At 52.3% G+C, this 19,599-nt stretch carries 17 protein-coding genes; 2 read left to right on the plus strand and 15 right to left on the minus strand.

Going from position 1 to position 19,599, the window contains the following annotated elements:
* The 4 genes from ACFO9Q_RS17175 to addB form a co-directional block, all read right to left on the minus strand.
* Nucleotides 1-960 (minus strand): AAA family ATPase (locus ACFO9Q_RS17175; protein WP_379184273.1); only part of this gene is annotated, 960 nt, incomplete at its 3' end.
* Nucleotides 957-2,180 (minus strand): exonuclease SbcCD subunit D, encoded by a 1,224-nt coding sequence (locus tag ACFO9Q_RS17180; protein WP_379184275.1) that lies wholly within the window; start codon nucleotides 2,178-2,180, stop codon nucleotides 957-959. The genes ACFO9Q_RS17180 and ACFO9Q_RS17175, both read right to left, overlap by 4 nt.
* Nucleotides 2,181-2,335: 155 nt before the next feature.
* On the minus strand, nucleotides 2,336-6,319 hold the full coding sequence (gene addA / locus ACFO9Q_RS17185; protein WP_379184277.1) for a helicase-exonuclease AddAB subunit AddA: 3,984 nt from the start codon (nucleotides 6,317-6,319) through the stop codon (nucleotides 2,336-2,338).
* Nucleotides 6,320-6,332: 13 nt separating this feature from the next.
* Complete coding sequence (gene addB / locus ACFO9Q_RS17190; protein WP_379184279.1) at nucleotides 6,333-9,833, minus strand: helicase-exonuclease AddAB subunit AddB; 3,501 nt, start codon at nucleotides 9,831-9,833, stop codon at nucleotides 6,333-6,335.
* 186 nt (nucleotides 9,834-10,019) lie between these two features.
* On the opposite strand from addB, the gene ACFO9Q_RS17195 reads away from it, so the two are divergent.
* Nucleotides 10,020-10,352: a hypothetical protein gene (locus tag ACFO9Q_RS17195; RefSeq protein WP_379184281.1), complete on the plus strand. Its 333-nt coding sequence runs from the start codon at nucleotides 10,020-10,022 to the stop codon at nucleotides 10,350-10,352.
* A 173-nt stretch (nucleotides 10,353-10,525) separates the two neighbouring features.
* On the opposite strand, the gene ACFO9Q_RS17200 is transcribed toward ACFO9Q_RS17195, so the two are convergent.
* Together ACFO9Q_RS17200 and ACFO9Q_RS17205 are read right to left on the minus strand one after the other, a co-directional pair.
* Nucleotides 10,526-10,738 (minus strand): hypothetical protein, encoded by a 213-nt coding sequence (locus ACFO9Q_RS17200; RefSeq protein WP_379184283.1) that lies wholly within the window; start codon nucleotides 10,736-10,738, stop codon nucleotides 10,526-10,528.
* A 205-nt stretch (nucleotides 10,739-10,943) separates the two neighbouring features.
* Nucleotides 10,944-12,302: a class I SAM-dependent rRNA methyltransferase gene (locus ACFO9Q_RS17205; RefSeq protein ID WP_379184285.1), complete on the minus strand. Its 1,359-nt coding sequence runs from the start codon at nucleotides 12,300-12,302 to the stop codon at nucleotides 10,944-10,946.
* A 98-nt stretch (nucleotides 12,303-12,400) separates the two neighbouring features.
* On the opposite strand from ACFO9Q_RS17205, the gene ACFO9Q_RS17210 reads away from it, so the two are divergent.
* Nucleotides 12,401-13,378: a Na/Pi cotransporter family protein gene (locus ACFO9Q_RS17210; protein ID WP_379184287.1), complete on the plus strand. Its 978-nt coding sequence runs from the start codon at nucleotides 12,401-12,403 to the stop codon at nucleotides 13,376-13,378.
* On the opposite strand, the gene deoC is transcribed toward ACFO9Q_RS17210, so the two are convergent.
* From deoC to rfbC, 9 genes are all read right to left on the minus strand, one after another.
* Entirely contained in the window at nucleotides 13,344-14,027 is a 684-nt protein-coding gene (gene deoC / locus ACFO9Q_RS17215; protein ID WP_379184290.1) for a deoxyribose-phosphate aldolase, read from the minus strand. The genes ACFO9Q_RS17210 and deoC overlap by 35 nt on opposite strands.
* 1 nt (nucleotide 14,028) lies before the next feature.
* Nucleotides 14,029-14,460, minus strand: a complete 432-nt coding sequence (locus ACFO9Q_RS17220; RefSeq protein WP_379184293.1) for an NUDIX hydrolase — start codon at nucleotides 14,458-14,460, stop codon at nucleotides 14,029-14,031.
* Between the two features lie 18 nt (nucleotides 14,461-14,478).
* Complete coding sequence (mtaB, locus tag ACFO9Q_RS17225) at nucleotides 14,479-15,846, minus strand: tRNA (N(6)-L-threonylcarbamoyladenosine(37)-C(2))-methylthiotransferase MtaB (protein ID WP_379184295.1); 1,368 nt, start codon at nucleotides 15,844-15,846, stop codon at nucleotides 14,479-14,481.
* Between the two features lie 2 nt (nucleotides 15,847-15,848).
* Entirely contained in the window at nucleotides 15,849-16,625 is a 777-nt protein-coding gene (locus tag ACFO9Q_RS17230) for an RsmE family RNA methyltransferase (protein WP_379184297.1), read from the minus strand.
* Nucleotides 16,626-16,726: 101 nt separating this feature from the next.
* The gene (locus ACFO9Q_RS17235; RefSeq protein WP_379184299.1) at nucleotides 16,727-17,338 is read right to left on the minus strand and encodes a site-2 protease family protein; all 612 of its coding nucleotides are present in this window, start codon (nucleotides 17,336-17,338) and stop codon (nucleotides 16,727-16,729) included.
* Nucleotides 17,339-17,412: 74 nt separating this feature from the next.
* A complete protein-coding gene (prmA, locus tag ACFO9Q_RS17240; protein WP_379184301.1) occupies nucleotides 17,413-18,399 on the minus strand; it encodes a 50S ribosomal protein L11 methyltransferase in 987 nt (328 codons plus the stop codon).
* Nucleotides 18,400-18,531: 132 nt separating this feature from the next.
* Nucleotides 18,532-18,741, minus strand: a complete 210-nt coding sequence (locus ACFO9Q_RS17245; protein ID WP_379184303.1) for a hypothetical protein — start codon at nucleotides 18,739-18,741, stop codon at nucleotides 18,532-18,534.
* Between the two features lie 11 nt (nucleotides 18,742-18,752).
* Nucleotides 18,753-18,923 (minus strand): YfhD family protein, encoded by a 171-nt coding sequence (locus ACFO9Q_RS17250; protein WP_379184305.1) that lies wholly within the window; start codon nucleotides 18,921-18,923, stop codon nucleotides 18,753-18,755.
* 96 nt (nucleotides 18,924-19,019) lie between these two features.
* Nucleotides 19,020-19,577, minus strand: coding sequence for a dTDP-4-dehydrorhamnose 3,5-epimerase (rfbC, locus tag ACFO9Q_RS17255; protein ID WP_379184307.1), 558 nt, complete (start codon nucleotides 19,575-19,577; stop codon nucleotides 19,020-19,022).
* Nucleotides 19,578-19,599: the final 22 nt, after the last annotated feature.

Here is a 19,599-nt window from a genome sequence, read left to right on the forward strand (position 1 = left end):
GGCGTAGGCTCGCCCGGCTGCTTCGCGGCGCGAAGCGCAGCGCTGCTGCTGCGCTTCGGCCGCGGCAACCGCTTCGAGCGCCGGTACCAGGCGCTCTGCCGCCTGCAAGCGCAGCAGCTCCGCTTCGAGCGCGGCCACCTTCGGCTGGTCCGCGAGCAGCTTCGTATGCTGCTCTTGCTTCACGCGCAGCGCTTCCTGCCGCTCGCGCACTTCCTTCAGCTCCGCATGCACGCGCTCCGCTGCCTCCAGCGCTTGCCGCGCAGCAGCCGCTTCAGCTCCGGCTTCGCTGCATCTCAGCTCCGCAGCGGCTAATGCCTCTGATGAAGCATCACCCAGTCCTTGCTGCTCAGCAGCAGCTTGGTTCATAGCAGCCTCCGCTGCCTTAACTCTCTGCTGCAACCGGAGGGCAAGACCGTCACCGAAGCGTTCCAGCCTGAACAGCCTCTGCAGCATAGATCGGCGATCCTTGCCGGTAAGTGACAGGAATTCAGCGAACTTCCCTTGGGGAAGCACGACGGCTCTTGTGAAGTCCTGCATTCCTAGTCCAATCTGCTGCTCTACACATCGTGTCACGTCGGAGAGCTTGTCAGCCAGGACAACTTCACCGCCATCTGTTATCTCAATGAATCTGGAGACGGTATTGCTTACCGTCACATCTCCAGAGCGCTTGAACTGCCGCTCGACACGGAACCTCTTGCGGTCATCTCCCGCATGAAGCTCGAAGGTGAAGGAGACCGCTAACGTCTTCTCGGACTGGTTCATGATGCCTTGGGTGCCCCCTGCTGCGCGCTCTACCTTGCCATATAGAGCTAGAGTTATCGCATCCAGCAGGCTTGACTTGCCGCTCCCAGTCGGACCGAATATGCCGAACACGCCTGCTTCCGTTAGCTGTTCGAAGTCGACCTCCTGCTGCTCGCGGTAGCTCTGCAGGCCGGACAGCTTAAGCTTAATTGGCCTCATATCGTATCCTGCCCCTTAGCTGGCTCTGCAGCCTCCTGTTCCATGTACTTGTCCTCTTCTTCAGCGACCAGCTCCATGAACAGTTGAACGGTATCTTCATCCGGCTCTGCTCCGCCTGTCTGCTTCCGATAGAATCTCTCGAACAGCTCATGAACCGGCATGGTCTCTCGGCTGACAGCACTTGCAGCTGAGTCATCCTCCTCGGCTTGCTCAGGATAGATTGGACGAATATGCAGCAGTCCATCTCGAGCACGCCTGAGCTGCTGAATATTTTCCATAGTCATCACCTCGGTCATATGAATCTCAAGATCAATCCAGGCATTAGGATCTGCTTGCTGCTCCAGCCACTCGTATACTTGAGAGATACCGCCCTTCGCCTGCCATCTAACGAGAGGCTTGCCGCTGGATAGGAACAGCTCCTTCGGCTCAGCGTGTCCGCGTGGCGCAAGATCCAGTATCGTCACAGACTTGGCCTGTCCGCTCTCTGAGAAGCTGTACGCTAGCGGAGATCCGCTGTAGCGCATCGACTCATCGCCGTCCACGCGCTGAGGCCGATGCAGATGTCCGAGTGCTACATACTGTGCACCGATCCTAAGAGAGGAAGGATCGACGGTATAGGCGCCTCCAATCTGAATAGGCCTCTCGGAATCGGTCTCTAATCCGCCTAGTACATAGATATGACTCATTGCTAGATTAACCGTATCGGCACGATAAGCTCTGCCTAACTGCTGCATCAGCTTGCCTACCCGCTCCGAATAAGCGCTTCGCAGCAGCTGTTCATCCGCATCTTCGCTCAGCAGCTCCTTAAGTCGGGACTCCGATGGATAAGGCAATGCCGCAATGACAGCCGTCTCCTCTGTGCGAGGCACATAGATCTGGAGCGGCTCTGCGCAAGGCATCCCCACTAGATGTATGCTTCTCTGCTCGGCTAACGGCGCCGCGGCAGCGACCCGGTCCGGATGATCATGGTTGCCGGCGATGACAGCAACAGTGCGCCTGCCTCCATCTGCTAACCGCGTAATCGCCTCATAGTAGAGCTGCTCAGCAGCTGCCGGAGGGTTCACGGAGTCATAGACATCCCCTGCCAGCATGATGAGATCCACTTCTTCATCGTTCACGATCTGGACCATCTCTTCAATCATAGCAGCCTGTTCCTCCAGCCGGCTCCTACCCTCCAGAGACCTCCCCAAGTGCCAGTCTCCCGTATGCAATATTCGCATAGTACCTCCTATAAGTTTTGCGTAGCAAAACTGGCTTCGTAAGCATTATCTTAAGTTTTGCACAGCAAAACCAGCTTCGTTAGCATTATCTTAAGTTTTGCGCAGCAAAACTATCTCCCAAAGCCTCTTCTTGAATTTTTGCGAAGCACAACTCACTATCTAATCTGAACCGACTGACCGCCGTCGAAGAAGAACACGTAGCTCTCGTCTATCTGAGCTCCCAGCACTTGCTCGATTGCCTCGGCATACAGCTCCAGCTGGAAGCGATGCCGCTCAGCGGCCTGATCCCAATTATTCATATAGATTCGGTCAGTCTTGTAATCTAGCAGCACTAATCCATGCTCATCCTTGAACAAGCAGTCAATTACCCCTTGAATGAGAATCAACTCGCCTTCAAGCTGCTGCCCTTGTTCCGGGTATACCCGTTCCGCGGGGAACATACAGCTGAACGGAACCTCGCGTCGTACCCACTCTGCTGAGCGAAGCCTCTGACCGAGCTCTCCTTCCAAGAAATCAGCGATCATACGAGCATTAACCGCTTTGGCTTGCGCAGCTGTTAATAATCGTTGTCGGACTAAGTCGTCTATTAATTGCTGGACAGTTAGCTCGTCCATCATCGCTTCGAAGTCCACATGCTGCATGATTAAGTGACTAACCGTCCCTCGCTCAGCAGCGGTCACGGACTTCTCCTCCATGAAGGCGGGACGCCGAAGACGGAAGGTATCATTCCCTGGCCAGGATTCTTCGTCTCTACTCTTAACACCTGAATCAGAGTTCGACTGCCCCTGAAGCACAGACAGCATGGAGCCTCCCGACTTGTCTGAATTCCAAGCATCAGCTATCGAATCCGAATGCAGACGCTTCATCTCGGTAACGGATGATTTGGCAGGCACCGTTGTCGACTGCTTATATGGATACTGCCATTCCAGTCTGTCTCGCAGATCTTCCTCCAGCTCAACGTCGTCAAGCACGACTAAGGAAGAGATCGCTTGAAGCCGTTCTTCTATATCTATATCGTAGGAATCATCCTCTGTCGATGCCGCTGCTTCGGTACCGAATAGCTCAGAAGGCACTACCGCTGCCTTCCACCTGCGCAGAGGTACTGTTACCGCGTTACCGTTCGTTAAGGGCACAGCTCCCGTAGCATCTTCAGCAACAGCCGCAATCTCCTGATTGTTCCCATTCGGATCTGCCTCTTGGCCTTCGTGCCTGACTGGCGTTGCAACTGCATCCGTACTGTATACATTCACGAGAGTAGACTCTAACAATTGAGAAGCAAGCGGTCCGAGCCAGTCAAGGAAGGTTCTTGCTGACGCGAGCCGGTAATCCGGCAGCTGCCCCTGTGCATCTATAGCGGTCTGCCAGCTCTGTCTCTTCTTCTCTGCATCAGACAATGTCCCTACAAGGTAGAGCTTCTCCTTCGGACGCGTTAGAGCGACGTATAGAATACGCATCTCCTCCGCTAACATCTCCATCTTCATTCGGCGCCTAATTGCTAGATATGGAAGAGTTGGGTAGCTTGTACGCAGGTCTAGATTAATGAACTTCGGACCGAATCCGAGCTCCTTATGCTTAAGGAATGCGCTGCGCACATCTTGCTGATTGAACATCTTGCCTAGCCCAGCGCAGAATACAACTGGGAATTCAAGTCCCTTGCTCTTGTGAATGGACATGATGCGCACGACGTCCTCTTGCTCTCCAAGTGCTCTGGCTGCTCCAAGATCGCCCCCATTATCCTTCATCCGTTCAATGAATCGTAGGAAGCGGAACAGTCCGCGGAATGAGGTCGCTTCATACTGTCTCGCTCGATCATGCAGGGCACGGAGATTCGCTTGACGCTGAACGCCGCCAGGGAGGCCTCCGGTGAAGTCGTAGTAGCCTGTCTCCCTATAGATCGAACCGATCAGATCTGTCAGTGACCCTTGTCTTGCCTCGCTTCTCCATCTATCAAGCTGGTTAAGGAACAAGGAGAGCTTCCTCCGCGTCTCCTCCTCCAGCAATAGGTCCCCTGCTGCTGCCAATACAGCATCGTAGTAAGTTCCCTTGCTTGCTCGAATACGCACAGCAGCGAGCTCTTCCGCATGAAGGCCGAAGATAGGAGAACGCAATATGCCTGCCAGAGGAATATCTTGATACGGATTATCAATGACTCTAAGAAGGGACATGATGGTCTCGACCTCTACCGCATCGAAGTACCCGCTGCTAAGCTCGGCATAGGCGGGAATTCCGGCGCTCTGAAGCTCTTCAATGATAACAGGAGACCAAGCAGAGGTTGCCCGCAGCAGAATGACGAAGTCACGCCATCCAACCTGACGGCTCGCTCTAAGCTTAGGGTCATACACCTGGAACCCCGTACTCATTAATTCATGAATGCGGCTTGCTATCCATCTCGCTTCCAATTGGGCTGTCTGCAGGTCAGCAGCTGATTCCTTGGGAGGACCACTCTCATCCTCTTCAGTAGTCGTCTCCGCCTCTTCCTCTTCAGAGCCAGTTGCTCCTCTATTAATAAGAGCGAGCTCAACCGAGTACTGCTCCGAATCTGCAGGAGGATAGGATGCCCCGCATACAAGCTCAGCCCGCTTGTCATAATCCATCTCAGCGACTGATTCTCTCATGATAGCGCGGAATACATCGTTCACTCCGTCTACGACTTCTTCCCGGCTGCGGAAGTTGCGTGCCAGATCGATGCGCAGTCCAGTTAAGTCAGTTGCAGTCATTGAAGCGGAGGATGAATCTGCTGGAGCATAGCTCTTATACTTCTGCAGGAACAGATTCGGCTCGGCCAAGCGGAAGCGATATATACTCTGCTTCACATCGCCTACCATGAATCGATTGCCTCTTCCAGGCTTACAGATTAGGGCAACGATAGCTTCCTGAACCCGATTCGTATCCTGATACTCATCCAGCAGAATCTCATCGAACTGATTCTGGTAATCCAGAGCAGCTCTTGAAGGAGTCGAACGATCGGGAGAAGAATGAGTGTCTCTTAGTATCCGCAGGCAATAATGCTCCAGATCGCCGAAGTCGAGCAGACCCTTGTTCCTCTTCGCCGCCTCGTATTGCCTGCCGAAGTCAATAACGAGCTCAGCTAACGCCTCCATCAGTGGAGCAAGCTCCGTCAGCTCTTCCGCGAATTCCTCTGCTGTCCGCCCGAACAATTCAGTCGTGAGACTTGTCAGCATAGACTTGGCTCCATCACGCAGTGACTTCACTTGCTCTTGCAATCGCTTATCATAGCTGTCCCCTCGCAGGGGCTTCAGCTTGCCGTAGCTGATTGCTTGGAAGGCTTCGCCGCACTCCAGCCACGAACGTTCGGATGTCTTCTCCACGAGGCTGCCCAGCATATAGAGATCTTCCGTAATAGCTTCTGCATAGGGGGCAGGGCCAGCAGGCAGTCTGGTCAGCTCAAGAGCTTGCACCAGCAAGGATTGAGCTCCCTGGAGGGTCAGCTGAACATCCTGCTGCAGACAGGCCGCCCATTCGCTGCTGCTGAGCTCCTCCGAATGTTCCATTCGGAATGCCGCTGCCGTCGTTCGGAGCCATTGCTCCGGCCAAGGGTCACTATGTGCAAAATCATGCAGCTGCAAGACAAGCCTGTATAGCGGCTCATCACCTCGTTCGCCGCCATAGCGGTCAGCGAGCCGGAGGAAGGCTCCTCCATCGCCTGTTCCCTCGTACCTGGCCTCGAACAATTGATCCAGTACGTCAATCCGCATAAGCTCGCTCTCGGTCTCATTCGCAATCCGGAATCCGGGATCAAGCCCTATGAGCGGATAATAACGCCGAATGACATCCAGGCAGAAGGAATGCAAGGTCGTGATGGAGGCTCTATTCATTAACGCAAGCTGACGCTGCAGGTGCTCTGACCCCGGTTGCTGCTCGAGGGCCTTCTCTAAGGCGATTCGAATTCTCTCCTTCATCTCTGAAGCAGCTGCCTTCGTGAACGTGGCTACAAGCAAGCGATCGACGTCGGTATTTGATGATATTTTACGAATAATACGTTCAACTAACACAGCCGTCTTCCCAGAGCCAGCTGCAGCTGCAACCAGCACGTCTGAGCCCTCCGTCACGATAGCTCGCCATTGGTCATCCGTCCACGTGCTGCCCTCAGGCTTGGCCATGACCGCCATTGCTCCCATATTCACTGCCTCCTTACTTATCTTCAAGCTGCTGCCATAGCTCTTCCTTGCCTGGCTTCTGCAGCGTCACATAGTCGTTGCCGTCGAATTGCGGATCGAATTGACAGACGGGCTTGTAACTACAATACTGGCAAGGAGACTTCCCTCCTAGGCGATATGGCTCAATCGCAACCTTGCCCTGACTCATCTCATCACCAATTCGGCCTATCGTCTTGCGCACCGAGCCTCGAAGAATAGTCCACTGCTCGTCCGTCACGACGGATGAGTTGCTGTAGAAGGTTCCGTCACTCTTCAGTGCTGCCGGTAGCAGCTCCGAATGCCCCGTCTCCAGCTCAGCGTCCATCATGCGCACCGTCTCTGCATCAGCCGAGATGAGCCCCTTGGTCTTGAATCTCTTCCTGAGCTGAGCTCTCGATTCAGCCTCACTGAGTGCATTAGCAGCTGACAAGAGCGGATTATGCACGTGAAAATATAACACACCCGCCGGCTTCGCCTTCTGCCCCAGCCACTCGGAAGCATGGGTAATAAGCACGTCCAGATACGTGAGCATCTGGAGGGAGAGTCCATTGACTACCTCATCCAGACGCAATTGTGTCGAGCTGGACTTATAATCAAGAACTCTAAGAAGCAGACCTTCATCCGTCTCAGCAGCATCCACTCGGTCAATTCGGCCTATAATCTCGATGGATCCTCCATCGGATAACGGAAGGACTAGAGAAGGCATAAGGCCGCCGGGGCCAAAGTCGACCTCTACTCCAACAGGCTGGAACTGTGCCCTTCTCGCATGCTCTCCGAGCATAATAGCGGACTGGCTTACAATATCTGTAAGCTTACGCGCAATGTATTGGAATCTTGCACTGCTAAGCAGAATCTGGGATTGAAGCTTCGGAATAATGTCCTGAACTGTTCCAGCAGCAGCGGCCCGGAGCTCGGCATGATTCATACTGCCCCAGCTATTCCCCAGCTTACCGGACAAGCGGCTCAGCGCTGCATGATAGAGCTGGCCTACATCTGGCGCAGCCAGTCGATACAATCTTCGTTCCTTCAGCTTAAGGCCATAGATGGCGAAGTGCTGGAACGGACAAGATACGAACCGTTCCATACGGGATACACTGACACGAAGCCTCTCCCCGTATAGATCTCGGGCTGTGCTTGCTCGCAGCAGCGGCTCCTGGTTCACATATCCAAGAGAATTCATGAGCAGGGACAGCTTACCCTGCCATTCCGGGCGGATGGCGTACCAATTGTAGAGCTCCCACCAGAAGGGAGCGATATCCTCACCCGACCTCCAGGCTCTTAGCTGCGTGAGCAGATAGGACAGCGCTCTGCCTGGATGGGCAAGGTAGCTCTTCTGCTCCTGAGGGGGCATCTTCGGAACAGGCTCCCCCGCAAGCGTGCTCGGTGTAAGCCCAGGGAACAGCTGTCTAAGCTGCCTAACCACTTCAGAGGGGTGAAGACTCTTCCCTTCTTCGTCTGCAAGTGCCCAGCTCATCCATAGGTGGCGGCTTGGCGAGGTCACTGCCTTGTAGATAAGGAACCGTTCATCCAGCAGCCTTCTCCTTACGCCAGGAGCCATCATGATTCCTTGCTCAGCTAGCTGCTCCCTCTCCCCTTCGGTCAGAATCCCGTCTTCCTTCACCCGCATAGGCAGAATGCCGTCATTAGCTCCCAGAATATAACAAGCTGCGAGCTGCCCGGAGCGAGTCCGATCCATACTCCCTATAAGCACTTGATCTAGCGCGGGAGGCACAGAGGCCAACTTCAGACTCTCTAGACCTGTCTCTACCATCCCGGCGAACAGCTCTGGTGTCATCGCTTCATCGCCAGTCATCTCTACGAGCTGGTCAAGCAGGAGCATCACACCGTCCCATAGCAGACGATGGCTTCTCGCACGCTCCGGCTGGCCAGCTGCGAGGTCATCACGGCTCCAGCGCTCTAGACGGCTAGCTGCATTCGATTGATCCAGCAACCGGTATAGCGCCTCGCACATATGCCGCACAGTTCCTGCTCCGGCAAGCGCCTGTCCGAATCGGTTAAGCGGAGGAACGATAGCCTCTCGCGCTGCCATCATCTCTTCATACTCGCGCCCAGACTCTCTGCTGACAGTCCCTTCGTCCCCTTCATCTTCAAGAGATTGAACGGAGAAGGGCTGCCAGCGCTTCTTGTCCAGCCACTTCCAGCCGTCTATTCCAGCCGCAAGGACATAGTTCTCTAACCGGTCGAACAATTCACGCGGCAGGCTGGCATCCAGCGGGAATAATAGCTCTGTCTTAATGCAGCGGAATACCGCCTCATAGTGCCAGCCATGCAGCACGGTCTCCAAGGCAGAACGGATGAATTCCACGAGCGGATGATGAACCGCACTCTTCTTCTGATCAAGGAAATAAGGAATGTTATATTCCGTGAATACAGACGCTATGTAGTCCGTATAATCCTCTGCATTCCTAACCATGACAGCCATATCCCGCCAGCGAAGTCCATCTTCGCGCACCCTCCTGAGCATATCTCTCGCTGCGCCCTCCACCTCTGCCCGGCGATTCGCTGCGGCATGCAAGGATAGTCCACAATCGTGCAGATGAGGATCAAGTACTGGATTAGACATAGCTGTTCGAGTTCCGTAATGACGCTCCAGATGGGCTAACATTGGTGAATGCTCATACCTTGGAGGAATGCAGTTGCCTAATATAATTGGTTCCAGCAGCTCCGCTCCAGTCTTCTCAGCGAGCTCTGTCAGCGTAATATAAGTGGAGGCCGTCGGGTGATACAGCTCCAGCTCATGAGGTGTAAGACCCTGATCATACGGCCGGTCCAGCGTTAAGGCAACGGTAACTTCAGCTGCGGAAGCGATGAGAGCTTCGAGCGCTTCGTACTCCTTCGGAGTGAAGCCGTTGAAGCCGTCGATCCAGATTCTAGCTCTCTTCATAGATGGAGCGATTCCGAAGCCCGAAGTCAGATAAGTCAAGTAATCTTCCGAATCTATATATAGTCCGTTCAGTTCTTGCTCTACATGCTCATAGATTAGCCTCAGGTCATGAAGCTTGCTCCCGAGCAGGGAAGAGACATGCCCGTCAGCAGATGCCGCCCCAATTGCTGGGAGAGTAGCTGATTGTATTCCATATCTCTTCCATTCCGTCAACAGCTCCTCAAGTCTTGCTATGAAGCCCGGCTGCTCTGCTCCATTCTGGAACAGCAGCAGATTGTCCCGCAGACGGTGGACCAGCTTATACAGCAGCATACTCTTGCCGTTATCGCCAATTGGAACCAAGGATGTGCCCCCCGTCTCCTGCATGACCCGGAAGGCTAATCTTCGGAAGCTCAAGGCTTGCGCGCGAATGGTCCCTCCCAGCCTGCCATCCTGCAGGAGAGCATACTCCGTCTGGAATGTAGCCTGCTCCGGAACCAGCATGATAAGTGGAGGGCCATCAGGACGAGCCATGAGCTCAGCTCTTATCTGTTCCGATATATAAGTAGATTTGCCTGTGCCTGAACGGCCGAGCACGAATTGAAGCGACATCAGGGACTCCCCTGCCTTTCCGTTGCGATGATTCTATTATTCTATCACACTGCTCTATATTTTTCACCGAAAAACAAACATATGTTCTATATTTATATTTACCATCAGAGCTTAAAAAAAGGCTATTGCAATTACCTAAATTCCAAGTATAATACTTGGTATATAGACGGAAATGGAGACAGTGCCATGACAAATGCCCGCTTCTTCACAGAGCAATGGATGAATGATTACTTGGACCTATATAACTACGCCGTTCAGAGCGGTGACGAGCAGTGGCAGGAGGATATTCTTCTGAAGCTGAAGTCCAGTGGCAGCATGATTGAGGAAGAATTGCGGAGCATTCGCCGGAATGCGTTATGGCAGAGCTTCGATCTCATTAACCGAAGAATGCTGGAGCTATATAACCAGATTAAGTCTTCCGAACACCTGAACGACGTTCATCATCTTCAGGAAGCGGTGTGGGAGCTCAAGATGCTAAGAGTAGCCATTTCAAGCAAGATTAACGGGAATGAACGATAGAATGTCATTATATACAAAAAAAACCCGCATGCGGATGTCCGCTTTGCCGGATTGTACGTAAGGGCGGCATGCCGTTCACGGCTCTGCCATATGAATAACGGCTGCATGCAGTCTCTCTGCTCTGCAGATATCCTTCGATTCAATGGCTAGATTGAGTCGAAGAGGGAACAGTCTTACATCGCTGTTTGCTTCATCTCACGCATCATACCCATCATCATCGTCATCATCTCATCACATTGCTGCATCTTGGACATCATCATATCCATATCCATGTCCATGTTGTTCATCTCCATCATGCCGTCCATCATCATCTTCATGTTGTTCATCTTGCACATCATCTCTTCCATACACATGGCCATCATCATCTTCATGCTCATGTTTTCCATGAATGTACTCACTCCTTTCTTTAGTGTTTTTCTTTCATTTTTCTTCCTCTAGTAGAATACCTTACCTTTATATATATTTCAAGCTTTTTGTTGCATTTAATCTTCACAATATGATATATTTATTAATTCATATATTTCAGGTAGGTTTTATGAGAAGAAGCTCCCTATTCTTATCGGAATAAGGAGCTTCTTCTCCTTGCACCTCTTACATACGGCTTCGCACTTCGAATATCGCGAACTTCAAGTAATGGCCTTCACTCACACCGAGCAGCTGCGGGTGATCCTTGCCAGCCGTACGCCATTCCACTAGGCGAAGGAGCTTGCCGGCATCGGCTGCAGCCTCCTGTATCGTCTCGAGGAACAGCTCAGGCCGCATATGGTAGGAGCATGAGGCGGTGACGAGATATCCTCCCTCGTTCACAAGCTTCAGTCCCTGCAAGTTAATATCCTTATAACCCCGGCAAGCCCCGGCTACAGCATTCTTCGTCTTGGCGAAGGCGGGCGGATCGAGAATCACTACGTCCCATGTCCGTCCTACAGCTGACAGAGGCTTCGACGTATCCACTCCAGCCTTGCTTCGCTGCACCCTCTCTTCCAGTCCCTTCGACTGTGTCCTCAGGTAATCGAAGGCGTCAGCCACCACGAATTCAACTCGATCGCTGAAGCCATTGCGCTCCACATTACGGCGGGCTGTCTCAATGGCATGCTCCGATACATCAAGGCAAGTAACCCTCTTCGCCCCGTATTTGCATGCGTGCAGCGTGAAGCTTCCAGTATGTGCGAAGCATTCCAGCACAGTAGCCCCGTCCCAATAAGGGAAGGTCACGATCTTGCCATTCGCATTGACAGGCAAGCGCTGACCAGTTGGCTGCTCCTCGACCTGAATGCCGCTGCGCGCTCCCCATCCTGTCATGAGCGGCTCAATAGACGCTCTATTCTCACGCTGATCGTAGAAATATCCAGTCTTCTGCCCAAGCGCAATATCCACCTCAAGGTGCAGGCCATTCTCTTCGATCTCGATAATGCCAGGGCAATCCCCGTACAGCACGCCCGTTCTCTCCTCCAGCCCTTCCAGACGACGCACGCCGACATCACTGCGCTCATAGATTCCCTTAGGCTTGAACACTTGGACTAGAGCAGCCACAATGTCGTCCCGGCAGCGATCCATTCCCAAGGTTAGCAGTTGAATGACGAGAACTTCTCCGAAGCGGTCAACCGTAAGACCCGGCAAGTAATCCCCTTCCCCGTATACGAGCCGGCAGTCCTGATCTGGAACGAACCTGCGCCGATAATCGGCACATTGCTGGAACCTCTCTGTGAAGAATTCGACCGACATTGCTTCGATTGGCTTATAAGCTATAATTCTTACCGTAATCTGTGACTCCGGATTCCAATAGCCGGTCGCCATGTACATTCCCTGATGGTTGACAACCTCAACGAGCTGTCCAGACTCAGCCGTTCCCTCCATCTTGTCGATCTCACTCTTGTATATCCAAGGATGCCCTTGCTCTAGCCTCTTCTTCCTGCCGCGAGCCAGCCATATCTTCGCTGTATTCATTGTCATTCGTACACCCTCTCTGCATGCTTGTCTTAGCCTTCGCATATGTATAGTTACGCTAGATCATTGTGTCACTTATGTCAATTCACTAAGGAGAACTCTCTATGCTCTTATCTATAGTAATGCCCATGCTGCTTGGCTTCGCCATCTTCCTCGCGGGAATGAAGCTCATGGAACTGGCGCTTCATCGATTCGCTGGCCCCCATCTTGCCCGAGTATTGCGGCGGTCAACGTCAACGCCTATTCATGGGTTAGTTGTAGGTACGGCAGCCTCTGCCGTACTTCAGAGCAGTACAGCCGTTACCGTGATTACAATCGGACTAGTCAACGCTCGGCTGCTTACCTTCTCAAGGACACTTGGTATTGTGCTTGGCACGAACGTGGGCACCTGCTTGACGACGGAGCTGATTGGGCTGAACTTAAGCAGGTGGTCCATGCCGCTTACCCTCATGTCTCTAGCACTATGGCTGCTGACTGCCTTGCTAGGCGAGATGAGGCTAATTCCCGCTGCCTACAGCATGCCATGGCTAGCGCCTCTTCGTTCCTTGTCACTCGTATTATGCGGATTCGGTCTGCTCCTATTCGGAATTGCTATGATGCAATCAATTGGTCCAGCTGTTCAGAGCAGCTCTATGTTCAGCTGGTTCGTGAATCGCGCGGATGACAGCTTGTTATGGGGAGTTGCCGCAGGAACAGTCATGACCGCCATCGTGCACAGCAGCGCTGCTGTAATCGCCATGATGATGGGACTTGCTACGATAGGAGCCATTCCACCTGAACTCGGCATAGCCGTTATTCTAGGCTCGAATATCGGCACCTGCTTCACTGCGCTGCTAGCTTCGCTTGGAGGCTCCAAGCCTGGACAATTCGTCGCTTGGTCCCATATCGCCTTGAATGCAGGAGGCGCAATCTTATTCCTGCCGCTTATCGGCGAGCTGACTGCTGTATCAGACTGGATCTCAGCCACGCCATCTTCCATGCTGGCTCATGCTCAGACCCTGTTCAATGTTGCCTGCTCGCTCATCGCCCTTCCTCTCTGCTACCTCCCTATAATGCAGAGGTTGGATCAGAGAGAAGGATGATGGGGGCTGCCCTAGTAGCAATCCGGTCAGCTCCGGCTGCGAGCATCTGATAAGCGCTCTCTCGGTTCAGGATGGCGCCGCAGGCAATAAGTCCCATTCCTCTGGTCTTGGCTTCGCCAATTCGCTTAAGATCGATGAGAGATACGCTGCCCTCATAATAGCTCGATTCATTCTGAATGTAACTCGCTCCTGCGGCTTCAGCAATAGAAGTGACTTCAGAGAGCTGCTGCGCTGTGAGCAGATGCGCCTGTATGGCAACCTTGATAGCCGCTCTGCCCTCTGCAGCTCTTACGACGGCCGTTATATCATTCGACAATAGGCCGAAGCGGCCTTCCTTGACTGCACCGACCGGGACTGTCATCTCAATCTCATCAGCACCATCATCTATCGCTTCCATGGCCTCGTACACCTTAACACGAGTAGTGGAGCCTGTTGGCGTTCCGCATACAGCGCTTATGAATACATTCGTTCCTGATAGCTGTTCCTTACAGGCATAGACCCAATAACCGCTTATATTAAGGGACCTGATTGCATAGGTTACTGCTTCTTCACATACTCTTCCCATCTCGATTGCAGTTGCACTAGGCTGCAGGCAGATATGATCAATAAACCGGGCGATCGAATCGCCCGGCTTCCATGTCTCCCGCATGTTATTCTACCTCCACACCCAAGAGCCGCAATGCTCCAGCAACGATTCGGTCGTTGTTGTCATAGCCGGATTGCTTCTGCTTCCTCCAAGCCTCGCGAGGCTCGAACCAATCGACCCCGCGAATCTCTTCTACTTGCGCTTGCAGAGAGCCTCCAGTTGCTTCGACGAGATAATAATGCACTTCCTTGTCGACAATCCCTTTGGACTCATGCTGATACTGATACTTGATCTGATTAATAGGTGAGATAATGACACCCTGAAGACCTGTCTCTTCCCTAATCTCCCGAAGAGCAGTCTGTTCAACGGTCTCTCCAGGCTCCATCTTGCCCTTAGGCAGCGACACCTTGCCATAACGGTCTTGGATAAGTTGAATCTGCAGCTTGCCTTCCTCTAACTTGCGATAGACAACGCCGCCTGCTGATATTTCCTTCACAACTGCTTCCCCCTTACCTTACGCTCTGACTGCCCCAGACTCGCTGCGCAGACTTACCGTCGTCTCATCCCATACACGGATAAGATCAGCACGGCATTCGTTCACGCCTGCCTCGGTAATCTTCACTCGGCACAGCTGTCCGATGAATTGCTCAGAGCCTTCGAATACGACCTGGATATAATTATCCGTATATCCCATAATGAGTCCGCTGCCCGGTGCTCCCTTATAGTCTCGCTCCGGAATGACATCCAGCACTTCTCCTACATATCGCTTCGCATAATTAAGCTGCATTCGCTCCGACAGGTCAATCAGCTTGTGAACACGTTCGTTCTTCACTTCCTCATCCACCTGATCTTCCATTCGAGCTGCCGGTGTCCCTGTCCGCTTGGAGTAAGGGAAGACATGCATCTCAGCGAACCCGAGGTCCTCCATGAAGCGATAGCCCTCCTCGAACATCTCCTCGGACTCACCCGGGAATCCGACGATGACATCGGTAGTAATAGCTACGCCGGGCATCGCCAGCTGGAGCTTCTTAATGGTCGCTCCGAACTCCTCTGTCGTATACTTGCGGCGCATGCGCTTCAGCACGGAGTTCTCACCGGCCTGCAGAGGTATATGGAGATGACGGCACATCTTAGGCGACTTGTTCAGCACCTCAATCATGGCGTCATCAATCTGGCTGGCCTCTATAGAAGAGATCCTTACCCGCTCGAGTCCTTCCACCTTATCCAGATCCCATAGCAGACTAGTCAGATTGTATCCTTCAAGGTCATCTCCATAGCCGCCAGTATGAATGCCTGTTAATACAATCTCCTTGTATCCAGCTTCTACTAGCTGGCGAGCCTGTTGAAGGATCGTCTCTGGACTCCGGCTGCGGGATAGCCCTCTCGACCAAGGGATAATGCAGAAGGTGCAGAAGTTGTTACAGCCCTCTTGAATCTTCAAGAAAGCTCTCGTCCTGTCGGCGAAGTCAGGTACATCCAGCTCTTCGAATTCACGTGTCTTCATTATATTCCGCACCGCGTTCACTGGCTTGCGATCGGCCTGAATCTGCTGAATATAGCCCATCAGCTTATCCCTATCCTGGGTTCCAATAACGAGGTCCACTCCGGGTATAGCGAGGATCTCTGCCGGTGAAGTCTGTGCGTAGCAGCCGGTTACGGCTACGACAGCATCCGGGTTCCTGCGAATGGCTCGACGAATAATCTGTCTGCTCTTCTTGTCTCCTGTGTTCGTGACGGTGCAGGTGTTGATGAGATAGACATCCGCCGTCTCCTCGAAGTCAACTTGCTGATAGCCTTCATTCTTGAACAGCTGCCAGACGGCTTCTGTATCATAGAAGTTCACCTTACAGCCAAGTGTATATAATGCTACTGATGGCGCCAATGCTATGCTCCTCCCATTTCTCCAGATTCGTAGAGCAGACAGGTTAGACCGACTAGACCTGCTGTCTCCGTCCGCAATATGCGGCGGCCAAGCCCCACTAGGACTGCTCCTGAAGCAACTGCTTCCTCCGCTTCCCGCTCTGTGAAGCCGCCTTCCGAGCCGACTATGAGCAGTATGCTAGGTTCGGCTGGCCGTGTCTCTCTAGCCTTCCACTCTCGAAGCACATCGCCAAGCCCTTGGCCTGTGCTCTCATGACCTTCTCGTTCGTAGCAGAACAAGACTAGGTCGTACTTAGGATAGGAAGCCGTTAATTCACGCCAGCTGCGCACGGGTTCAATGGATGGAATGCGGTTGCGATGAGCTTGCTCAGCCGCTTCCTTCGCAATCTTGCTCCAGCGCTCTAGACGCTTCGCTTCCTTCTTATGATCATATTGAACAACCACTCGCTCGGATTCGAACGGGATGAAGGCGCAGGCACCAATCTCCGTTCCCTTCTGAATGACAAGCTCCATCTTGTCACCCTTCGGTAAGCTCTGAGCAATCGTGACCCTCCATGCCGGCTCACTGCTCATCTCTAACCATTCAATTAGCTGTGCATCAACTCTAGCCGGGCTAGCTTCTGTCACTTGAACAAGTGCCGTCCGCTCCGTCCCGTCGCTGACGATGAAGGAGTCACCTTCGCTCATTCGCATGACGCGAGCCGCATGATGAGCATCCTCGCCTGTAAGGAACGCACCAGCTTCAGTAAGCTGCTCCTTGCTTACGAAATAACGCTGCATAGTATCTGTTCAACCACCTTATATTCCTATTCCTGCAACAGTAATCGTCCAATTTCCAGCCTACATCATATCATGCTTCAGGATGCTGAATCTACGGCCAACTATATGAAGCCCAGCGGTGTGAAAAAATGTCCAAACCAAGCAAAAATACTAGACGTTAACTTCACTGACAGTCCCAAGTAAGGATCTAATGTAGCTGCTCTAAGCGGCGGGATGAACACCAACAAAAGGAAGATAAACATCCCCCATTGCAAGTTCTGATCGACCTTAATTCGTGTCTCTAATGGAAGCAGCTCATGTACAATACGGAATCCATCAAGCGGCGGAAGCGGAATTAGGTTGAAGAAGAACAGCAGCATATTAATCGTCCACATATAGTAGAAGAAATGAATAAGAGCAGCGTACACTCCTCTTGAGCCCGCATGCAATAGTCCCGTCTCGTTCAAGATGTAAATGGACAAGATACTAAGCACAGCCAGTATCAAATTACTGACTGGACCGACCGCAGACACGATAATGCTCATCAGCCTGGGATTCTTGAAGTTGCTAGCCTTGACCGGGACAGGTCTCGCCCAGCCGAAGCCAGCAATTAATATGAGTATGGTACCGAATACGTCCAGGTGGACGCGCGGATTAAGGGTAACCCTTCCCTGGTCATATGCCGTGGGGTCTCCGAACTTATAAGCGGTATAGGCATGAGCGAACTCATGCACCGTGAATGCAATAATTATCGTTAACGCAATGAATGGCAGATCTTCAATGGGATACCACAGGAATTGTTCCAGAGCTATTCACTCCCTTGCGGTTTTCTCGCAATGATGGCTAGCCAGTTCTCATCCCGGCGCTTCTCAACAATCTCGAATCCACCCTGAATGAGCCCCTGTTCGACGGCCTCTTCCTTGTTCATGAATATTCCGGACGAGATGTAGAGACCTCCAGGCTTAAGCGCTGCGTATACATCATCAACGAACATAAGGATGACATCTGCCAGTATATTGGCTACAACCAGGTCAACAGGCAGCTTCACTTGAACAGCTTCACCTGACTCCTTGAAGTCTTCTCTAAGCACACCTAATAGATCGCTTAGTCTAACCTCTACGTCATTCTGCCAACCATTCAGGCGGACATTCTCAGTTGCACTGGATACCGCCACCGGATCCAGATCTAGGGCAAGCACACGCTTCGCGCCCAGTAGCATGGAGCCGATCGCTAATATGCCTGAGCCCGTCCCTACATCGATGACTTCTTCCCCGCCCTTCATGACGGACTCTAACGTCTGCAGGCATAACGATGTCGTCGGATGTGTTCCTGTTCCGAAGGCCATACCTGGATCAAGCTCGATAATCTTCTCTTCCGGCCCAGGCTCATACGCCTCCCAAGTCGGCTTAATCGTTAAGTGATTGGTCACCCGTATCGGCTTGAAGTACTGCTTCCATGCATTCGCCCAATCCTCTTCATCTACGATACTAACCGTAATCTTGTAGTCGCCTGGATCAATGCCGAACTCACGAAGTTGATCAATGGAAGGCTTCAGCTGCTCAACAAGCGGAGCAGGATCAATCCCCTCGGAGAAATACCCCTTAATGACCGCATGTCCCTCCGGAATATCATTAAGCGGCGTTTCATACCATTGACCGAATGACGTATCCCGCTGTTTCTTCAGTGTGCCTGATTCTTCTATAGATACACCGCCGGCGTCCATCTCATGAAGAAAGTTAGATATCATCTCTATGGCTTGCTCCGTTGTTGCAATCGTTATCTCGTGCCACTTCATATACGTGCCCCCTCATTGCTTGAAACCTAACCACTATTGTACACCAGAATGGCACCTCGGTTCAAAAAAACAAGCCAAAAGAGCCCACTAGACCACTTCTTCGTCTAGGGGCTCTATTCGTGTAACCCGCTGCTATTCCAAATATTCTCCATCCGTCTCAAGGTGACCGCCGGTCTCCCTAATCAAGTGGAGTGCCCGATCTGCAACCGCCTCATCCACCGTTGCGGTCAGCATGCCGCTGTCCAGCAGTCCCTTCACTTCGAATGCTCGCAATGCCTGCAGCTTACTCAACGCTTCGCGAGCTCCTCCAGCTTCATTATAAGTCGCTTTGATCTGTACCATAATGCTGCCTCCTACGATCGCTCTGCTCGAGCATCTGCAGCCTTAGCCCGTTCATTCGCTGTCTGGTCATCGCGATCTGCCAGCTCTTCAGAGAATTCCACGTCTTCATTTTTGGCAATTGGCAGTTCTGCGAAGTTTTGCTTCTCCAGGTCGTTCTTGCCGTTATTATGCTGCTTATCCATGGCATACAGCCCCTTCCCATAACATTCGTGACTACATCCAGCACTTCACTAGGATGTACCGCATTAGGAAGAATTATGCCTTGTCATCTATTAGGGTTACCCTTGGAACGTGAAGTTCATCTCTGCATCGGCCAGCAGCGGATGCTTGTTGTCCTTATCAGAGACGATAGGATCAGAGGTTGGCCAATCAATGGAAAGTGCTGGGTCATTCCAAGCAATCCCGCGATCATGCTGTGGCGAGTATAACTCATCCACCTTGTACTGAACTTCGGTATGGTTCACAATCGTACAGAATCCATGAGCGAAGCCTCGAGGCACCAGCAGCTGACGCTTGTTCGCACTGCTTAGGATGAACCCCTGCCACTGGCCGAATGTGGGAGATCCACTTCTAATATCAACCACTACATCATAGATTGCTCCTGCCGTTACTCTTACGAGCTTCGTCTGTGCCTTGGGATTCAATTGATAGTGCAGCCCTCTAATAACACCGGCTTCTACGGACAGCGAATGATTATCTTGTTGATAAGCATACATGATTTGGTTAGCATGTGCCGTGTGCTCGTTGTAGCTCTCCATGAAGAAGCCTCGATGATCGCTGAATACCTTCGGTTCAAGCAGCTTGACACCTAACAGCTTAGTTTCCATTACTTTCATTCAGACAATCTCTCCTTCTCTC

The organism is Paenibacillus sp. GCM10023252 (assembly GCF_042653305.1).
Lineage (GTDB): Bacteria > Bacillota > Bacilli > Paenibacillales > Paenibacillaceae > Pristimantibacillus.